This window comes from Natrialba chahannaoensis JCM 10990 (assembly GCF_000337135.1).
Classification (GTDB): Archaea; Halobacteriota; Halobacteria; order Halobacteriales; family Natrialbaceae; genus Natrialba; species Natrialba chahannaoensis.
In genome coordinates, this window is sequence record NZ_AOIN01000061.1 from 1 (window position 1) to 16041 (window position 16041).

Annotated in this window: 17 protein-coding genes and 1 pseudogene; 10 read left to right on the forward strand and 8 right to left on the reverse strand. The window is 61.9% G+C overall.

Features of this window, described 5'->3' with window-relative positions; genetic code table 11:
• Positions 1 to 408 precede the first annotated feature (408 nt).
• The 3 genes from C482_RS11125 (at position 409) to C482_RS11135 (ending at position 3631) form a co-directional block, all read left to right on the forward strand.
• Positions 409 to 1068, forward strand: coding sequence for a trimeric intracellular cation channel family protein (locus C482_RS11125; protein WP_006167724.1), 660 nt, complete (start codon positions 409 to 411; stop codon positions 1066 to 1068).
• A gap of 181 nt (positions 1069 to 1249) precedes the next feature.
• Entirely contained in the window at positions 1250 to 2629 is a 1380-nt protein-coding gene (locus tag C482_RS11130; RefSeq protein ID WP_006167725.1) for an HD domain-containing protein, read from the forward strand.
• 435 nt (positions 2630 to 3064) lie between these two features.
• Positions 3065 to 3631 carry a hypothetical protein gene (locus C482_RS11135; RefSeq protein ID WP_152421997.1) on the forward strand — a complete coding sequence of 189 codons (567 nt, stop codon included), beginning with the start codon at positions 3065 to 3067 and terminating at the stop codon, positions 3629 to 3631.
• Positions 3632 to 3807: 176 nt separating this feature from the next.
• Here the strand turns inward: C482_RS11135 and C482_RS11140 are convergent, their stop codons facing one another.
• Positions 3808 to 4242 carry a GNAT family N-acetyltransferase gene (locus C482_RS11140; RefSeq protein WP_006167727.1) on the reverse strand — a complete coding sequence of 145 codons (435 nt, stop codon included), beginning with the start codon at positions 4240 to 4242 and terminating at the stop codon, positions 3808 to 3810.
• 255 nt (positions 4243 to 4497) lie between these two features.
• Between C482_RS11140 and C482_RS20445 the strand changes: the two are divergent.
• From C482_RS20445 to C482_RS11155, 5 genes and pseudogenes are all read left to right on the forward strand, one after another.
• Positions 4498 to 4758 (forward strand): annotated as a pseudogene (locus tag C482_RS20445) (transposase); the annotation flags it as partial.
• Between the two features lie 159 nt (positions 4759 to 4917).
• Positions 4918 to 5067 carry a hypothetical protein gene (locus C482_RS21515; protein WP_161605599.1) on the forward strand — a complete coding sequence of 50 codons (150 nt, stop codon included), beginning with the start codon at positions 4918 to 4920 and terminating at the stop codon, positions 5065 to 5067.
• A gap of 119 nt (positions 5068 to 5186) precedes the next feature.
• Positions 5187 to 6056 carry an endonuclease V gene (locus C482_RS11145; protein WP_006167728.1) on the forward strand — a complete coding sequence of 290 codons (870 nt, stop codon included), beginning with the start codon at positions 5187 to 5189 and terminating at the stop codon, positions 6054 to 6056.
• Positions 6057 to 6157: 101 nt separating this feature from the next.
• Positions 6158 to 7156, forward strand: coding sequence for an SDR family oxidoreductase (locus tag C482_RS11150; RefSeq protein WP_006167729.1), 999 nt, complete (start codon positions 6158 to 6160; stop codon positions 7154 to 7156).
• A 52-nt stretch (positions 7157 to 7208) separates the two neighbouring features.
• Positions 7209 to 7874 (forward strand): hypothetical protein, encoded by a 666-nt coding sequence (locus tag C482_RS11155; RefSeq protein ID WP_006167730.1) that lies wholly within the window; start codon positions 7209 to 7211, stop codon positions 7872 to 7874.
• Between the two features lie 71 nt (positions 7875 to 7945).
• On the opposite strand, the gene C482_RS11160 is transcribed toward C482_RS11155, so the two are convergent.
• The 5 genes from C482_RS11160 to C482_RS11180 form a co-directional block, all read right to left on the reverse strand.
• Positions 7946 to 8173 carry a helix-turn-helix domain-containing protein gene (locus tag C482_RS11160; protein WP_006167731.1) on the reverse strand — a complete coding sequence of 76 codons (228 nt, stop codon included), beginning with the start codon at positions 8171 to 8173 and terminating at the stop codon, positions 7946 to 7948.
• Positions 8174 to 8270: 97 nt separating this feature from the next.
• The gene (locus tag C482_RS11165; RefSeq protein ID WP_006167732.1) at positions 8271 to 9533 is read right to left on the reverse strand and encodes an ArsA family ATPase; all 1263 of its coding nucleotides are present in this window, start codon (positions 9531 to 9533) and stop codon (positions 8271 to 8273) included.
• Between the two features lie 88 nt (positions 9534 to 9621).
• Positions 9622 to 10044: a universal stress protein gene (locus C482_RS11170; RefSeq protein WP_006167733.1), complete on the reverse strand. Its 423-nt coding sequence runs from the start codon at positions 10042 to 10044 to the stop codon at positions 9622 to 9624.
• Positions 10045 to 10181: 137 nt separating this feature from the next.
• Positions 10182 to 10583, reverse strand: a complete 402-nt coding sequence (locus tag C482_RS11175) for a DUF2267 domain-containing protein (RefSeq protein WP_049896648.1) — start codon at positions 10581 to 10583, stop codon at positions 10182 to 10184.
• A gap of 78 nt (positions 10584 to 10661) precedes the next feature.
• The gene (locus C482_RS11180; protein ID WP_006167735.1) at positions 10662 to 11768 is read right to left on the reverse strand and encodes a pyridoxal phosphate-dependent aminotransferase; all 1107 of its coding nucleotides are present in this window, start codon (positions 11766 to 11768) and stop codon (positions 10662 to 10664) included.
• A gap of 155 nt (positions 11769 to 11923) precedes the next feature.
• On the opposite strand from C482_RS11180, the gene C482_RS11185 reads away from it, so the two are divergent.
• Both C482_RS11185 and C482_RS11190 read left to right on the forward strand, forming a co-directional pair.
• Entirely contained in the window at positions 11924 to 12469 is a 546-nt protein-coding gene (locus C482_RS11185) for a CinA family protein (protein ID WP_049896651.1), read from the forward strand.
• A 92-nt stretch (positions 12470 to 12561) separates the two neighbouring features.
• On the forward strand, positions 12562 to 13047 hold the full coding sequence (locus C482_RS11190) for a metal-dependent hydrolase (protein WP_006167737.1): 486 nt from the start codon (positions 12562 to 12564) through the stop codon (positions 13045 to 13047).
• A gap of 61 nt (positions 13048 to 13108) precedes the next feature.
• Here the strand turns inward: C482_RS11190 and C482_RS11195 are convergent, their stop codons facing one another.
• Together C482_RS11195 and C482_RS11200 are read right to left on the reverse strand one after the other, a co-directional pair.
• On the reverse strand, positions 13109 to 14164 hold the full coding sequence (locus tag C482_RS11195) for a DUF7139 domain-containing protein (protein WP_006167738.1): 1056 nt from the start codon (positions 14162 to 14164) through the stop codon (positions 13109 to 13111).
• A gap of 128 nt (positions 14165 to 14292) precedes the next feature.
• Entirely contained in the window at positions 14293 to 15993 is a 1701-nt protein-coding gene (locus C482_RS11200; protein ID WP_006167739.1) for a thiamine pyrophosphate-binding protein, read from the reverse strand.
• Positions 15994 to 16041 lie beyond the last annotated feature (48 nt).

Here is a 16041-nt window from a genome sequence, read left to right on the forward strand (position 1 = left end):
TCTCCGACTCGTTGTTGCAATCACCAACTACGAGCGAGGAAACGAACCGGGCTGTGAGAAGCTATGAGATGGATTCTATGACACGCTCTTCTCTAAATAGCTATCCCATGGAGGAGCAATACAACGACGGTGACGATTGAGGCGTGTACTCTCCCACGACAACAGAATCTGCTACCGTGTTGATTGTCCCGAGCCCCGCGTTCGTGAACGCGTCCCGGCAACCAGATCCCCGAGCGACAGTGCCCGCCGTGCTCTCGCCGATCGGCGGGACTGTCTTTGCGCTGTCAGAATCACTACCGACCGATCAGTACAGGTTGGTCAGCTACCGCGTCTCACCTCAGTTAGGGTACAGCGGAGGGGCGATGTGAGACGGAGCACTCAAGAGACTCTTCTCCATAGGCGAGAGCAGTGAGTCAGGACGCCATCACGGTACTGTTCGGCGATCCGTTCGCCGTTATGAACACCATCGGACTCGTCGCGTTCGCCCTCGTCGGCTCGTCGAAAGCCATCCGCGAGGAGTTCGACGTGTTTGGAATCGCCATCGTCGGCCTGGCGATGGCGTTCGCCGGTGGCATCACCCGCGACCTGCTCGTCACGCGCGTCCCGCTGGCGCTCCAGTCACCGATCGAAATCAGTCTGGGACTGCTCGGCGTTGGGCTGGCAATCGCGCTGAGCGTTGTTCTGTCGTCACCCGAACAGCATCCAGTCACCATCGTCTCCGACGCAATCGGGCTGGCTGCTTTCGCGACGACCGGTGCGATCGTCGCGACAGCGGCCGGCGTCTCCGCGTTCGGCGTCGTCGCGATCGCAACGATCAACGCCGTCGGCGGCGGTGCGTTCGCGGATATCCTCCTCGATCGTGCCCCGTTCATCCTCTTCGAGGATTTCTACGCGAGCTGTGCGGTTCTGGGCGGCAGCGCCTACTGGCTCGTCGGAACGGTCGGCGGTGCCGAAGGGCTCGCCGCCGTGGTCTGTGCGGCAGTGACCGTGGTGACCCGGTTAGCTGCGGTGACGTACAGCTGGAATCTCCCGAGGGTCCACCATCTGGGCCGACAGCGCAACCAGTGAGTGGTGTGGATCAGCCAGTGAGTGTGTTGAGTGTGACACGACCGAAGAGAGCGAAGCGAACAATCTGCTCCGACACCAGCACACCACCGCAGTACTGACACAGACCGAAAGTGCCAGAAAGGGTGCCCACGTTGTCTCCACATCTCTCGCCGTTGTCCCGCCAGCGGCACGCTCACCACCTATGGCCACACAGATCAAAGACCCAGTCCACGGCTATATCGAACTCGACCAGCCGCTGGTCGACCGCATCGTCGACACCCGCGCATTCCAGCGCCTGCGGTACGTCCGCCAGCTCTCGGCAACCCACCTCGTCTACCCCGGCGCAAACCACACCCGCTTCGAGCACAGCCTCGGCGTCTACCACCTCGGACGCACCGTCTTCGAAAAGCTCCGCGGGCAGTCGTACTTCACCCGAAATACCAACAGCGACAGTCTGGACGAAATCCAGCGGACACTCGAGTGCGCCTGCCTGCTCCACGACGTCGGCCACCCGCCGTTTTCGCATCTGGCGGAGCAGTTTCTTGATCGGGAGGAGCTATACGATCGACTCGAGGACGCGGGACTCGTTGGTGCGTTTGTGGAGGCAGGACTCGACGAGAGTGCGATTCAAACGGCGAGTTCGCACGAACTGCTCGGTTGCCTCATCATCATCAAGGAGTTTGGCGAGGCGCTGCAGGCGCTCGGTGTCGATCCCTACGAGGTCTGTGGCTACGTGCTCGGTTACAGTCTCGTCTTCGAACGCGGCGGCCCCTGGCAGTACGGCCTCGGGGCGCAACTGCTACACTCGCCGATCGACGTCGACCGGCTAGACTACATCACGCGAGATAACCGGATGACCGGCGCTGACGTGTTGAGCTTCGATACGAGCCGGATGGTCGACGCCTACACCGCCCACCCGGAGGAGGGGCTTGCGCTCTCGGAGAAGGCCCTGAGCACCATTGGGAACTATCTCGAGGGCCGAATCGCGCTGTACATGTGGGTCACCCAACACCACAAGTCAGTGTACGCGAACGTGTTGCTCCGAGCGATGCTTGAGGAACTGGATTCGCTCACCGCGGTACGGCCGGTGACGATCGACCAGGTGATCGGCGAGGAAATAGACGATAACACGCTGATGGAGCGCCTGCGGAAGACGGCTCGCGAGCATCCGGAGTCGACGCTCGCGGCGCTGTACGACCGCTTCCGGACGCGGCGCTTTCACAAAACCTGCTGGAAACACCGAATCGCCTATGCGGACCGCGTGGATGCAGACCGGGAGGCGTTCGGCCAGTGGCTCATCGGGAACGCGACGCGACTCGAGGAGTTGCTCGCGTCGGAGCTGGACGTGCCGACCCACGAGGTCTGGATCGAGCGTTCGTACGTCCCGGAGTACGAGCCGGGCGAGTTGCGGGATATTCCGATCGCCTACGGTGGAACGACCCGCTCGGTCGGTGACTGGGGCCTGTACGGTGAGCGGGCGTTCGACACGCCGATTCCGTTCGTGTACGTTCCCGACGGTGAGAAAAAGCGAGCGACGAAGACGCTTGTTGGGCAGTTTCACACGGAGTACGGCGGCCACTGAGTACGGTTTGCTATCGCTCAGGCGCAGCTCTTTGGTCTCCCAACTCGTCGAGCGTTCCGTGTCGAATTTGATTTGATCTGTGATCGCAAATTCCCATACTGACTCGGACGCGTTCATAGGGAGCTATAGTAGCCACTACAAGTCACTGCACACCTGATCGCCCGGCAGCTGTGCGATCAGTGTGTAACTAGTTGCAGTTGTTACTATAGTTCCACGAACAGTTACTCGTGTGGCAAACCCGTAATCGCATACCTTGGGTTCAGACGTGCCCGGCCTGCCTCGCGCTCCGGCGAGCGCACCGTCGAAGCGTAATCGCATACCTTGGGTTCAGACGTGCCCACAATGGCGTGCTCGCGGGTCGAGATGGTATGGGTATGAATCACCGACGAATCGGGGTAAGAAACTATTATGACGGTTACATGAGCAGGTGGAGACATGTCCCACAGACACTCTCGCCGAGCGGTGCTAGCCACCGTTGTGGCGGGGGCGACCGCAGGCGTCGGCGGTTGTCTCACGGGAACGGACGACGCCGAGCCAAAGCGATTGCTGTATCTGATGCTCACCAACAACCGTGTGCAGGAACAGCGGATCGAGGTCCACCTCGATATCGGGGATGAACGAGTCAGTGAGACAGTCTACAAGTTCCCACCGTTCGGGTCGGAGGAATCAGCAATTCCCGGTACCACACCGCCGTCGCAGTACATGGTGGTTCCCGACGAGACGGAGCCCGAGACCAAGCACGGTCTCAGGGTTCGGTACCCCGAGACAGACACATGGGTTGAAGCGGAATTTGGGGCGGTTGAGACCAAACAGTTCGCGGTCTGGGTTACGATGTGGCAGCCACAGGAACCGTCGGTCGAGACCGAAGTGTTTGTCGCGGACGACTCCGAGCGCAACGAAGCCGACGATGCAGCTGGAATGACGCTTGCAGAGGGAGAAGCGTTCAGAGATTCGTTTCTGGAACGGCAAGCGGACCGAGACTATGCTGTTGGGTCGGAATGAGACACAGCGATTGGTGTTGTTGTCGTTCATGGCGGTGCTGACGGTGCTGGTAGTGCTGCTAGCGCTCTAGTGTAGCCGCCTGTCGATCAGCTGCCAGTATGTGTGGTGTACTGGATAGTGAATCGATACAGCGGACACACAGAATACTCACCACAGGACACCCATAGGCCACCGAATCAGTGTAGATCCTGCGTATAGACGTAACTCGCCCTGTCCATCTCCACACGATTCTCGTAGAAGCGATGCGCTTCGTCTCGTTGTAGTCCGGACGACAGGGCTATTTTCTCGCACCCTTTGTTTTCGGCCCATTCTACGAGGTACCGGAAGAGTTGTTCTCCGAATCCCCTCGACCGATGGTCGGCATCGGTGACCAACTCGAACACCCACAAGTGCCGCCCGTAATACATATTGGTCAAAATATCCACTCCCGCAACCGCGGCGAGATCATCATCCGAGAACAGGCCGAACAATCGATAGCCGTCGGCGGTCATCTGTTCGAGATAACTGAGATACTGATCCTCGTCGAGATGCGTGCGTAACTGCTTTATCACAGGGAATGCGCCCAGCCACTCTGATTCAGACTCAAGTTCCCGTATTTTCACATCGCTCATACGACGACTATTAGAGTGAATTACGATATTCTCTCCGGTACCTTGGCAGATTCACTCATACCGTAGATTCAATCGACTCAGCACGAATAGAACGCGACTGTTGTGCTGCAGCCTCTATATTCACCTATGGGAATTCTGCTGGTTAAACAAACCACGTTTGCCAAGATAATTCTTCGGGAGAGAAGGACTTGCCGTAGTTTTCTGGAGATTACCCACTGCTAGAAGCGTGCTGTCCAGTACCTCAGTCGTGCACCTCACATCTGTGAACACACGCGCAAGCGAGCACATCAGCTCGGTATTGATCTCGTCTTTCTTCCGGTCGGCTCACCGCATCTCAATCCAATCGAGCAGGTCTGGAAAGTGCTCAAACGGAATGCTTCACCAATCGTCGTGGCGAGCGAGAGCGCGTTCCGCACTCTCGCTCGCCGTCTCTTCAACACCCTCACCGATCGACTTGGATTCGTCAAGTCCTGGATCGACCAGTTCCTCAGTCCATATTTGCAAAAGTTATCTTGATCATTAATATTTCCGTACGACCCCGAGGCATTCGGCCTGTTCCGCCTGTAGAAATCCTCGGCAGACAACAAGAGTTGGCTGCTGAATATGGAGCATTAGTACAGCACGTCGACTTCGTTTGTTTCACATCGAAAACGATGAACCATCCGCACACTACATGTGCCAACCTTTTTCTCTGCGCTCCGTCGCTATCGCTCGGTCGCTCGGCAAAACGTTGATGAAAAGCACGGCGTCACCTCCTCAGCCGCGCCGTGGCGCGGCTTCGAGGGACTCCTTGGCCCGCTCGCTCACTCCGTTCGCTCGCGGTGAGTGCACACTTCTCCGCCTGCACTTTTCGTTCGCCGGATAGTTGCAGAGAAGACATGCGAACTGTTCTATGATACCCTCAACCCAATGCCTATTTTCGTCCGCCCGTACCACCCGTATCAATGACCGCTCCCCGCCACACATCGCAGCCACGACCCGACCTCGCGCCAGACCCGTCCCTTGGCCGCGCAGAGATGGAAGCGCTGCAGCATGACATCGCCGACGCCGCGGTGTTTGACGATGAGTTCAGGTTCGACCCCGAACCGCTGACCAATCCGCTGGCCGCAAGCGCTGCGACGACGACAACTGGCGACGCTGCTGCCAACGACGAGACCAACAACAGCCTCGACGACAACCACACACCCAACCCCACTGTCGTCGGCATTGATCAATCGTTCCTCACCAACGAGGCAGGCGACCAGGACCGCGCCCTGAGCGCCGTCGTCGCCATGCGCAGCGGCGAGGTCGTCGAACGCGTCCACGCCGTCACCACCCTCGAAACTCCCTACATACCCGGCCTCCTCTCGTTTCGCGAAGGTGGTGCGATTCTGGCTGCACTCGAGTCCCTTGCAGTCGAACCCGATCTCTTCCTGTTCGACGGAAGCGGGCGCATCCACTTCCGACAGGCGGGCATTGCGACGCACATCGGGGTCGTCCGTGACGTGCCGAGCATCGGGGTCGCAAAGAGTCTGCTCTGTGGCAGTCTCCAGGGAGACACTGCCAATCTGTCTGCAGGCACGCGCGTCGCCATCGAGGCCGATGACTCGGTTGACGCGCCCGAGGGAACACTGCTCGGCTATGCGGTGCAGACGCGGCAGTACGACTCGCCGAACCGATACATCAATCCGCTGTACGTGAGCCCCGGCCATCGCGTCGGTCCGGAGACGGCTGCTGATCTTGCGCTTGGACTTGCAGGCACCTACAAGTTGCCGGAGCCGGTACGATTGGCGGATTCCTATGCCACCGAGGCCAAAGGAGAGGGTCTCGACTGAGCGATGACTCGTCCGGGAGAAGGACAGTCATCCCAACCGGACCATACACCGAGCGCGACAAACCGTCGATACTTAGGTATCGTCTCACGAACGGGTCACGTATGGCCACCGCTGAGGAAGCCGATCGTCCCGCGGACTCCGACGGGGTCGGGGCCGATAGCGCCGACACGAATCGGGAGACGGATACGCGCACGAACACGGGCGCACAGACGGGTCCAGAGACGGAAACGGATCCGGAGACCGGCACAACCACAGCCGACGACCGCTACACCCGCAAACAGTGCGTTCTGATCACCGGCTGCTCCTCCGGGATCGGTCGCGCGACCGCACTCGCATTTCTCCAGCGCGACTGGCAGGTCATCGCGACCGCCCGCAACACCGACGACATCGCCGAGCTCGCGGAGGCCGGCTGTACGACACTCGAACTCGACGTCACCGATCCCGAGCAGGTCGCCACCGCCGTCGAGCAAACCGTCGAGATCGGCGGCGCAATCGACTGCCTCGTCAACAACGCCGGCTACGCACAGACGGGGCCACTCGAGGACGTCTCCACAGCAGATCTCCACCGTCAATTCGACGTGAACGTCTACGGGCCACACCGACTCACCCGCGCTGCACTTCCGCACATGCGCGCCCAGGGTGAGGGCCGAATCATCAACGTCTCGAGTGTGGTCGGCCGCATCTCGGTGCCGGGGATGGGCTCGTACGCCGGATCGAAACACGCACTCGAGGCGATGACCGACTCGCTTCGTGCTGAGGTCGAGGGATTCGATATCGAGGTGACGTTGATCGAACCCGGTCCGGTGCAGACAAACTTCTCAGAGCGTCTCGACGAGGAACTGCCTGAAGACGAGCGGACGCCGGCCTACGGAACGCTCTATGAGTTGCTCGACGAAGCGGAGTTGATCGGCAGCGGTGCCGGTGGCCCGTTCGCCTCAGAGCCCAAAGACGTTGCGGCGGCGATTCTCGATGCTGCGTCGACGCCCGAACCGCCGGCTCGGTATCCAGTCGGTCCAATCGCCCAGTACGGCGTCTACGCCCGCTTCCTGCCGGATCGACTGCGCGATGCGGCCTACGGCCTCATTCAGCGGCTGGTGTGAGTTTACGTCAGAATTACGTAACTTGGGTGCGTAGAACGACACCAGAACCCGGATGTCCGATTCCAACAGCGCTGTCGTTGCACTCGCTGACGCCGTTTCTGAACTCCTCTACGGTATCGTTGGCTGGCTCCTGGTCGGCTTCGGGCTCTTCGCTGCCCTTACTGTCTCCCTGAACGCTGTCGGTGAGGGACTGGCCGGTATGGCGGCGCTGTTAGCTGCGCTCATGCTGGCAGTTTCGTTCGTCTTCATTGCGCTCGGCATCTTCGTCAACCCACGTTTTCGCCGTCGACTCGACCGACGGCACTCACCCTCGACGGTTGGCCGCGTCCAGTCTGTCGACCAGCGCGTAATTCGACCCGAGGAGGACTGTACTGAACGCTGTGTCGCCTGCCAGTCAGCAATCGAGAAAGGGATGGTTCGGCGCTATCGAACCGAGTTCGCACTCGCGGGCGTGCCGGTGTACACCGATTCCGTGGGACACAACCACTACTGCCTCTCGTGTGCGACCGACGAACTCCAGTTACCGGCCGCTGGAGATGAGCGCGAGTTCGAATCGGGGGACCTGAGCAAGGCTGTGACTGCGGACGAGCATGCGCCACACAACGAAACCGCAGCAGACACAGAGGCAACCAGTGAGGAAGGTAGCGACCCTGAGACTGACCGCACAACCGACCTCGAAACCGAGGCGGCTGTCGAGACCGAGACAACACGGAACTAGTCTCAAAGCAAGGACGGCACGAAACGAGTCCCCGAAAGAACACCGTGAGTATCGAGTATCGGGCCCCGCCCTCAATCCGCAGCCGTCTGCCGTCTCGACGCACCCGCTCTCGTCAACCGATACGCACCACCAGGTCCGCGATTCAGATATCCCGCCTGCTGTAACGCCTGGCAACGACGTTCGACCGTCATCGGATGTGGTCTGGACTCGAGTACGGCTGCAAGTTCAGCGACGGTCGCCGGCTGTGCGCTGTCGAGGACAGCAAGAATCGATCGATCCTGAGACGAGAGTCGAGTCATCGCGTAAGTGCTTGTTGTCGAATCGGGAAATCAAGCACCGAGCCGATTCTCAGCTAGTGGGAACCAGCCCCAGCACCAGCACCGGCCGGGCACGCATCTACCGGAGACAGGCCGCCACGACCTCGAGCATCCCCTCACCACGGACTTCGTCCGCGAACAGCGGAACGCGCCGAACCTCCGGCCCGCGAAAGAGGTCCTGGGCCTCCGCAAGGGCGTTCTGCTGAACGTCCCAGCGCCGTTGACAGAACTCACAGTCGTCCAGATTCGGCTGTAAGAACTCGCCGCGCACGTCGTCGGTCACGTTCGACAGCGGCTCCATCACACGGTTGACGACGACTGTCCCCACCGGAATGTCGAACTCCTGGAGTTGCTGGCGCAGTCGCGTCGACTCATAGACGCTCATCTCCTCAGGGATCATCACGATTCGGAAGTCCGTCCGCGTCGGGTCCTGTAGCGCCGCCCGCAGGCGTTCGATTCGCTCCTGAAGCTCGTCTAGATCGGAGAGATCCGGCGTCTGGTCTGCCGGCTGGTCCTGTCCCCCGAACATCCCCTTCATTCCCTCGAAGAGGCCACTCATACGCTGGCGGAACTGCAGGATTTTTCCGACCATCGAGTCCATGATCTCGGGTAGCTGGAGCAGTCTAAGGGTGTGACCCGTCGGCGCGGTGTCGATCACGACCCGCTCGAATCGCGGGTCGTCCATGTACTCGAGTAGTAACTGCATCGCGGCGGCTTCGTCGGCACCTGGCATGGACCCGCCGAACAGGGCGTCCATGGGGTTGTCATCGCCGAGGAGTTGGCCGATGCCGCCGAGGTCGCCCTGGTCACCGCCGAAGGGGTTGCTGCTGCCTCCGAGCCCGTCGTCGCCGAGTCCATCATCTTCCCACTCGGAGTCCGTTTCTACACTCGCATTACTCCCAAAGACGGCCTGGCCGCGCTCAGCAGCCGCCTCGGGGTCGATCTCGGCACCGTACAGCGGGATGTCCTCGCGCAGTCGGCCGGGTTCTGCGGGCACGTCCGTCTCGAAGGTATCAGAGAGAGAGTGGGCAGGATCTGTGGAGACGACGAGCGTACTGGTGCCGCCGCGAGCGCTGTCGAGTGCGGTGGCTGCGGCCATGGTCGTCTTTCCGACGCCCCCCTTCCCGCCGTAGAGGATGTAATCGGGGCCGTCGATCGGCTCGTCGGATGGCTCGACATCGATGGTCGTGCGGTCTTCGTCCGCGTCCGTCTCCGGGGTGTCGGTCGAACCGGTCGGCGTGACCTCGATGGTGTTGTCCGAGTCGGCATCGCCCTGGTTGCCACCGTCTGCTGCGGTGTCCGCGTCGTCCTCGTCGACGACTTCGACATCGATTCCACTCATGACAGGCGGTTCGGGGTGACCACACGAGTATTCGTCGGTCCGTGTGCTCGGTCAGCTATGTGTCGATCCCGATCCGAGTGCGGCTCAGCTACCGAACCACCGTCACCGGCACCGGTGCCCGTCGAACGACTGGCTCCGCAACGCTGCCGAGCAACACGCGCGAAGCCAGGGGTCGTCCGTGCGCCCCAATAACGAGATAATCGTATCCCTCGCCTGCTCGCTCGACGATCCGTCGCTCCGGTCGCCCCGTCGCGATGGCGGTGTCAACCGTCTGATCCGCAGCCGCCGCGTGCTCTGCTGCCTCCTCGAGTACCCCCGACGCGTACTCACGTGCCTGCTCGGAAACCGGCAGCGTGAGATCCGGCCCATCGAGTCGCTTGAGGTCCAGTTCGGGAATCGGAATGACGTAGAGGACGGTGATGTCGGCGTCAGAGTGTGCATCGAGTGCGAACTCGAGTGCGGCGGTCGCCGGCTCTGACCCGTCGTAGGGGACGAGCACGCGGTCGGTCATGGTGAGAACTCCAACGGCCGACAGTATAAGCGTAGAGACGTGTTCGGGAAGGGTGTGTTCACGCTGGTCGGTCGGGTTTGCTGCTCGGTTCGATCCGGTACGTTACTGAGTAGCCCTGGGTCGTGCAGTTACGGCGGTTAGGATGTCTCCTGTTCGTCAGCCGTCTCGACCAGTTCGAACAGCGGGTCGAAGTCCTCGGGGAGCCCGTTATCGACCTTCTCGATATTCCCCGGCGGGACGACCGACGCAACGACGGCCATCACCTGCTGGGCGTGGTAGTTCGCATCCGACTTGTCGACGCCTTCTCGCTCCGCGACCCGGTCGAGGAACTCCTGGTAATCAAAGCGCTGTCCGTGGGCTGCTGTCGTCAGGTAGCGGTCGATCTCCATCGGAAGCGGACTGGCGAGATCCGTCGCCTCTCCCTCCGGCAGCCGCTCGCCGAGCGTCGTCAGGACGGCACGAGTGGCGCGAACGGCCTGGCCAATCTGGGCGTACTCGAGTCGGTGCTGGACCTGCCCGGTGAATTCGTTGTACTTCATCGATCTGGGGGTGACGACACCGACGGTGAGCATAAAGGGTGGTGGGCAAGGAGCGGTGGGTAGCGGACAGTACCTGACTCACTCGAAGTACTGCGCCAGCCGCTCTGCCGCCTCCTCGACGCGCGGCGAAACCAGCGCGAATCGGAGCCACTCCCCACGGGAGTCGCCAAACGCCTCTCCCGGCATCCCCGCGACGCCCGTCTCGTCGATCAGTCGCTCGACGTTCTCGAGTGTCCCCGGGTAGCCGTCGAAGCGTGCCATCACGTAGAACGCACCCTGGGGTGTCGTGTATTCAGCACCTGCAGCATCCAACGCGTCAGTAAAGGTCTCGACCCGCTCGCGCAGGAGGTCCCGGTTCTGCTCGTAGTAGTCGGGACCCGTCTCCCGGAGTGCGTGCAACACCGCGTACTGCGAGGGCCGACTCCCGGCCACGTTCACTAGCATGTGACGGCTCTTCGCGTTCTCGACGAGCTCCGGCGGGAAAATCGCATAGCCCACGCGAAAGCCCGTGATGGCGAGTGACTTCGAGAACGCATTGGTGACGATCCGGTGATCAGAATCGAACTCGAGTGCGCTCGCGAAGCGCCCGGCGTGATCGAAGTGATCGTAGACTTCGTCGCTGACGAGGATCGCGTCGTTCTCCTCGGCGATGGTGACCAGTTCGCGGATCGTCTCCCGTGGGTAGACCGCGCCCGTCGGGTTGTTTGGCGAGTTGACGACGATGGCGGCCGTTTCGTCGCTCGCAGCAGCGCGAACGTTTTCGGGGTCCAGTTGTCCGTCCGCCGCCGTCTCGACGAACGTTTTCGTGCCGCCGAGCATCGTCGTCTTCCCCGGATAGTAGGGGTAGACCGGCTCCGTGAGTATGATTTCGCTCCCACGATCACGTTCCAGAGCGCGCGCCATCGCAAGATAGTTTGCCTCGCCCGCGCCGTTCGTAATGACGACCTGCTCAGTGGCGACGCCGCGTCGTTCGGCGATTTCCTCGCGTAACTCGAGTAGTCCCTCGCTCGGTGGGTACTGGAACTGGTCAGAGTCGCCGTCGGCGTACTCGTGGAGGCCTGCGCGAAGCGCCTCGGGCGGCTCCCAGTCGGGGTTGCCACTGATCATGTCGATCACGTCGGTATCGGCATTGGCGGCGTACTCCATGACGTGGAAGAAAAGCGGCGTCTCGTACTCCGTGTCCATAGGAGAGTGTGTGCACGCTGGTACCGTTGTTCTTTCCGTTCGGTCTATTCGGCCCGTTCGGTCTGTTCGTTCTTCCCGTGCTCACTCGGGAAGCCACAGCCACCCCCACCGTCGAAGACCGCGCCTTGACAAGCCTGGCGTTCCTCGTGCCAACCATGAACGACGACATCGACCGTACCCTCCCGATGGACGTCGCGGATGCCCTACGAGAGACTGAAGAAACCCTCGCAGTCGCCGAGTCCTGTACCGGCGGGCTGATCGGCGCGGCGATCACCGCGGTCCCGGGTGCGAGTGACTACTTCGATTCGGGGCTGACGACCTACGCCTACGACGCCAAGCGCCGCCACCTCGGTGTGAGCCGCGAGGCACTCGACGAGCACGGTGCGGTCTCGGAGCCGGTCGCGCGCGAGATGGCCCGCGGCGTCCGTGACGTGACAGACGTAACCTGGGGAATCGCGACGACCGGCGTTGCGGGGCCGACTGGCGGCACCGAGGACGAACCGGTTGGAACGGTGTATATCGCCATTTCCTACGCCGGCCCCTGGGGAAGCGACTCCTCGTACGCGACGGTCTCACGCTACGAGTTCGACGGCGACCGAGCGGACGTACGGGCCAAGACCGTCGATCAGGCGCTGCTGGATCTCCTCAGCGCAGTCGAACACCAGTATCCCGAGGCGGTCGATCCCGAGTCGACGGAGTGACGATGACCCGACGCGACCTGATACGAACAGCTACCACAAGCTGAGAGTCACGACAGAAAGCTATTCGGCGGTCCGGTCGCCAGTTGCTGGTAATGAACAAGAAGGGGCACGTGCTCAACGCTGTCTTGCTGAGTATTGGACTGGGGTATCTCCTCGAGCCGTCCGGGAGCCTAGAGACGTTCGAAATGATCATCGCTATCGGCGTGCCGATCACGCTTGGGGCAATGGTCCCCGATATCGACACGGCGTTTGGCAAGCACCGAAAGACGCTGCACAACCTCCCGCTGCTCGCCGGGTTCATGGCGTTTCCGTACCTCTTCGGCAATCTGGAGTGGGTCTGGGTCGGCATCCTGACCCACTACGTCCTCGACATCGCAGGCAGCAAGCGCGGCATTGCGCTCTTCTACCCACTCCTGAAGACGGAGTACGGGCTGCCGGTCGGTGTCACGGTCAGCAGCAAGCGCGCCGACCTCGTGACGGTGCTCGTCACTGCAGGCGAACTCGTCATCGCAGCCATCATCATCTTCCAACTACCGCAAGAAGGGTTCGAGTTGGCGCGTCAGTCGATCGGAGTCTAACGCTTTTTACCGGCAAGACGACGGGTCTACTGGCTACCGACTATCGACTATCGACTATCGACTATCGCCGATTCGGCGTCCACTCCTCACAGGCATCCATATCGTCCATCGCCTGCTCGTGGCGACCACAGTACGGCACCATTCCAGACGACGAACGCACGTACTCGAAGTGCCGGCAGTTGCCACAGTATCGGTCCGTCGGCTCGGTCGGCGGCTCGTCTGCGTCCGACGCATCCGTCACAATCTCGGCATCTCGTCCGTCGCCGACCGGCTGGGACTCGAGTGGCGAGGAGATATCCTGGGTGGTCGAGCCGCCGTCGCTGGTGACGGCGCTGCGCCCGCCGAGTCCGGAGCGGGAGGCGTTCGACTGTGATTTCGACTGCGTGCGGCTCGTGGTCGACTGTGACTCGCTGTAGGAGAACGTCGAGTCGCCAGTGGCTGCGTCAGGTTGTCTGCCAGAGACGGTCGTGTTCTCGTCGTCGGTATCGTCCCCGCTCGAGGCGTTCGTCTGCGTCTCAACGTCACCGTCGGGTGTGCCACCGAGGAAGCCAATACCACCGAAGCCGCCGGTATCCGTCGACTCGTCGACTTCGACGACGGTCTGGTTGTGTCGGGTCACGTTCATCTCGAGCATACCACCAGGGTCGTTCCGTGTCTTGAAGTTGACAACGGCGACGAACAGACACCAGAGGGCGATGAAGAGCCCGAGCAGGTAGATGGCGGAGATTTCGAGCGTGAGCTGATCGCTTCCGAACCGCCAGCGCTGTGGATAGGCGTGCCAAAAGAGGACGACCCCGAGTAAACAGAGACTCGCACTAATTGCAGCGGCGGCGCGAACGCGACGGCTCGCCGGGAGCACGATGAAGACGCCCACGAGTGCGGCTGGAACACCAATTCCCGCGAGCACGCCGGCGACGCGGACGACCGCGTACTGATCGTCCATCCCCCACTCGGAGAGGCCGATCGCGAGATCAGCAAAGAAGTCTGTCGTCGCGACGAGCACAGCGACCACTGCAAGCGTCGCACCGAGCAGGACGAGGGCGGTTCCCGCGTACAGCCGCCGGAGGCTCGTCACCTCCCGTGCGTTCCCCTGATATGCCTCCGTCAGGCTTGTCATGCTGGGTCGTTCGTGTTCCCAGCACAAAACGATACGTCAGACATATATCAGCGACAAAAGACTATCTCCGCCGCCGATCAGTCACCTCCTCGTAATTCAGACACCAGACACCAGACACCAGACACCCGTCACTCGTCGATCACTGGCACATCCACAACCGCAGGTCCCGCCGTCGTGAGTGCCTCCTTGAGTACCGACTCGAGTTCCCCTGGCTCCTCGACGGTCACTCCCGTCGCACCGTGGGCGGCGGCACTCGCTGCAATGTCGACGGGCGGCTCAAAGTCGAAGCCGACGTAGTCGTACTCGTCTGCCTCGCCGCCGAGCAGGTTCGCCGTGTTCTCCTTCAGAATCCGGTAGTTGCGGTTGTCGGGGACGACGACAGTGAGGTCGAGGTCGTTTCGAACCGCCGTGTACAGCGCCTGTGGGTAGTAGAGATAAGAGCCGTCGCCGACGTAGCCGAGGACCGAGCGGTCACCGCCAGCCTCCCGCTCTGCGACCGCAGCGCCCACACTGGCCGGCAGTCCGTAGCCGAGGCCACCGCCTTTCGTGCCCAGCAACTGGTTGGCCTCGAACTCGAACTCGTCGAACAGCGGGGGCGACGCGGTGATCGCTTCGCTGACCACCAGCGCGTCCGGTGCAACGCTGTCGAACGCCCGTGCGAGCCCTGCCTTCGTCAGCGTCCCATCGATCGTTTCGGGGGCAGGATCGGTGTCGTGTCCGTTCGCCCAGTCGCGGACGGACTCGAGTCGACGCTCGCGTTCACTATCGTCGATGGCGTCGCTGACACTAGCAGCGAGGTTCGCAAGGACGGCCGCGGGGTCGCCGATCACCGCAGTTTCTGCTGGGGAGTGTTTGCCGAGTTCCCACGCGTCGGGCGAGATGTGGACCCGCGTCGCTTCGTCAGGCACGAGTTGAGTCGTCGGCCGCGTCACTGTCGTATTCGTCGAACAGCCGACGAAGACGAGCGTGTCGGTGTCCATCGCGGCCGCCGAGCTGGGCGCTTTCGTCGAGAGGACACCCTGCCACTGGTCGTGGTCCGTCGGGAAGTTCACTTCGTAGGCGAGGACTTCGTTGTGCACGCGTGCCCCCGTCGATTCGGCGAGTTCGACCGCGGCTTCGATCGCGTCGGGGCCGCTGCGCCCAACCTCGTCGCCGAGGACGAACACCGGTTCGTCCGCTTCGGCGAGGACTGTGGCTGCCTCCTGAATCGCCGCCTCGTCACCGCGGCCCGCCGTCGGAATCCGACCGAGCGGCTCCGGTGAGGCTGTCGTCTCCTCCGTCTGGACATCGACCGGGATCGAAAGGAAGACCGGCCCCGTCGGCGGCGTCAGCGCGGTCCGGACGGCCCGGCGAACCATCGTCGGCAGCGCGTCGACGTGTTTCACCTCGGCGCTCCACTTCGTGAACGGTTCGGCCATCTCGACGAGGTCACCGCTGAGGATCGGCTCCTCCTGCTGGTAGTCTCGGCTGTGGGTCCCCGACGTGAGCAGCAGCGGCGCGCCCGAGACATCCGCGTTGTAGAGGTTCCCCAACCCGTGTGCCAGTCCGCCGGCGAGGTGGAGGTTCGCGACGCCGAGGGGAAGGATGTCGTCAGCATCGCTATCAGCAGTACCAGTTGCCGCTTCGTTCGCGTGATGCCGCCGCCGCATCGCATACCCCGCCGCCGCCCCCACCGCTACGTCCTCGTGCAACCCCAGTACGTACTCGAGTTCGCTCTCGACGAGCGACTGCATGAGCGGGAGCTCGGTGGTGCCGGGATTGCCGAACAAGTTTGTGACGCCGTACGATTCGAGACTTTCGATGAAGAGATCAGCACCCGTCGCTGCCATAGCACTATCTCTCGATGGAGGTTCCTTATAGTGTTATCACGGATGGAT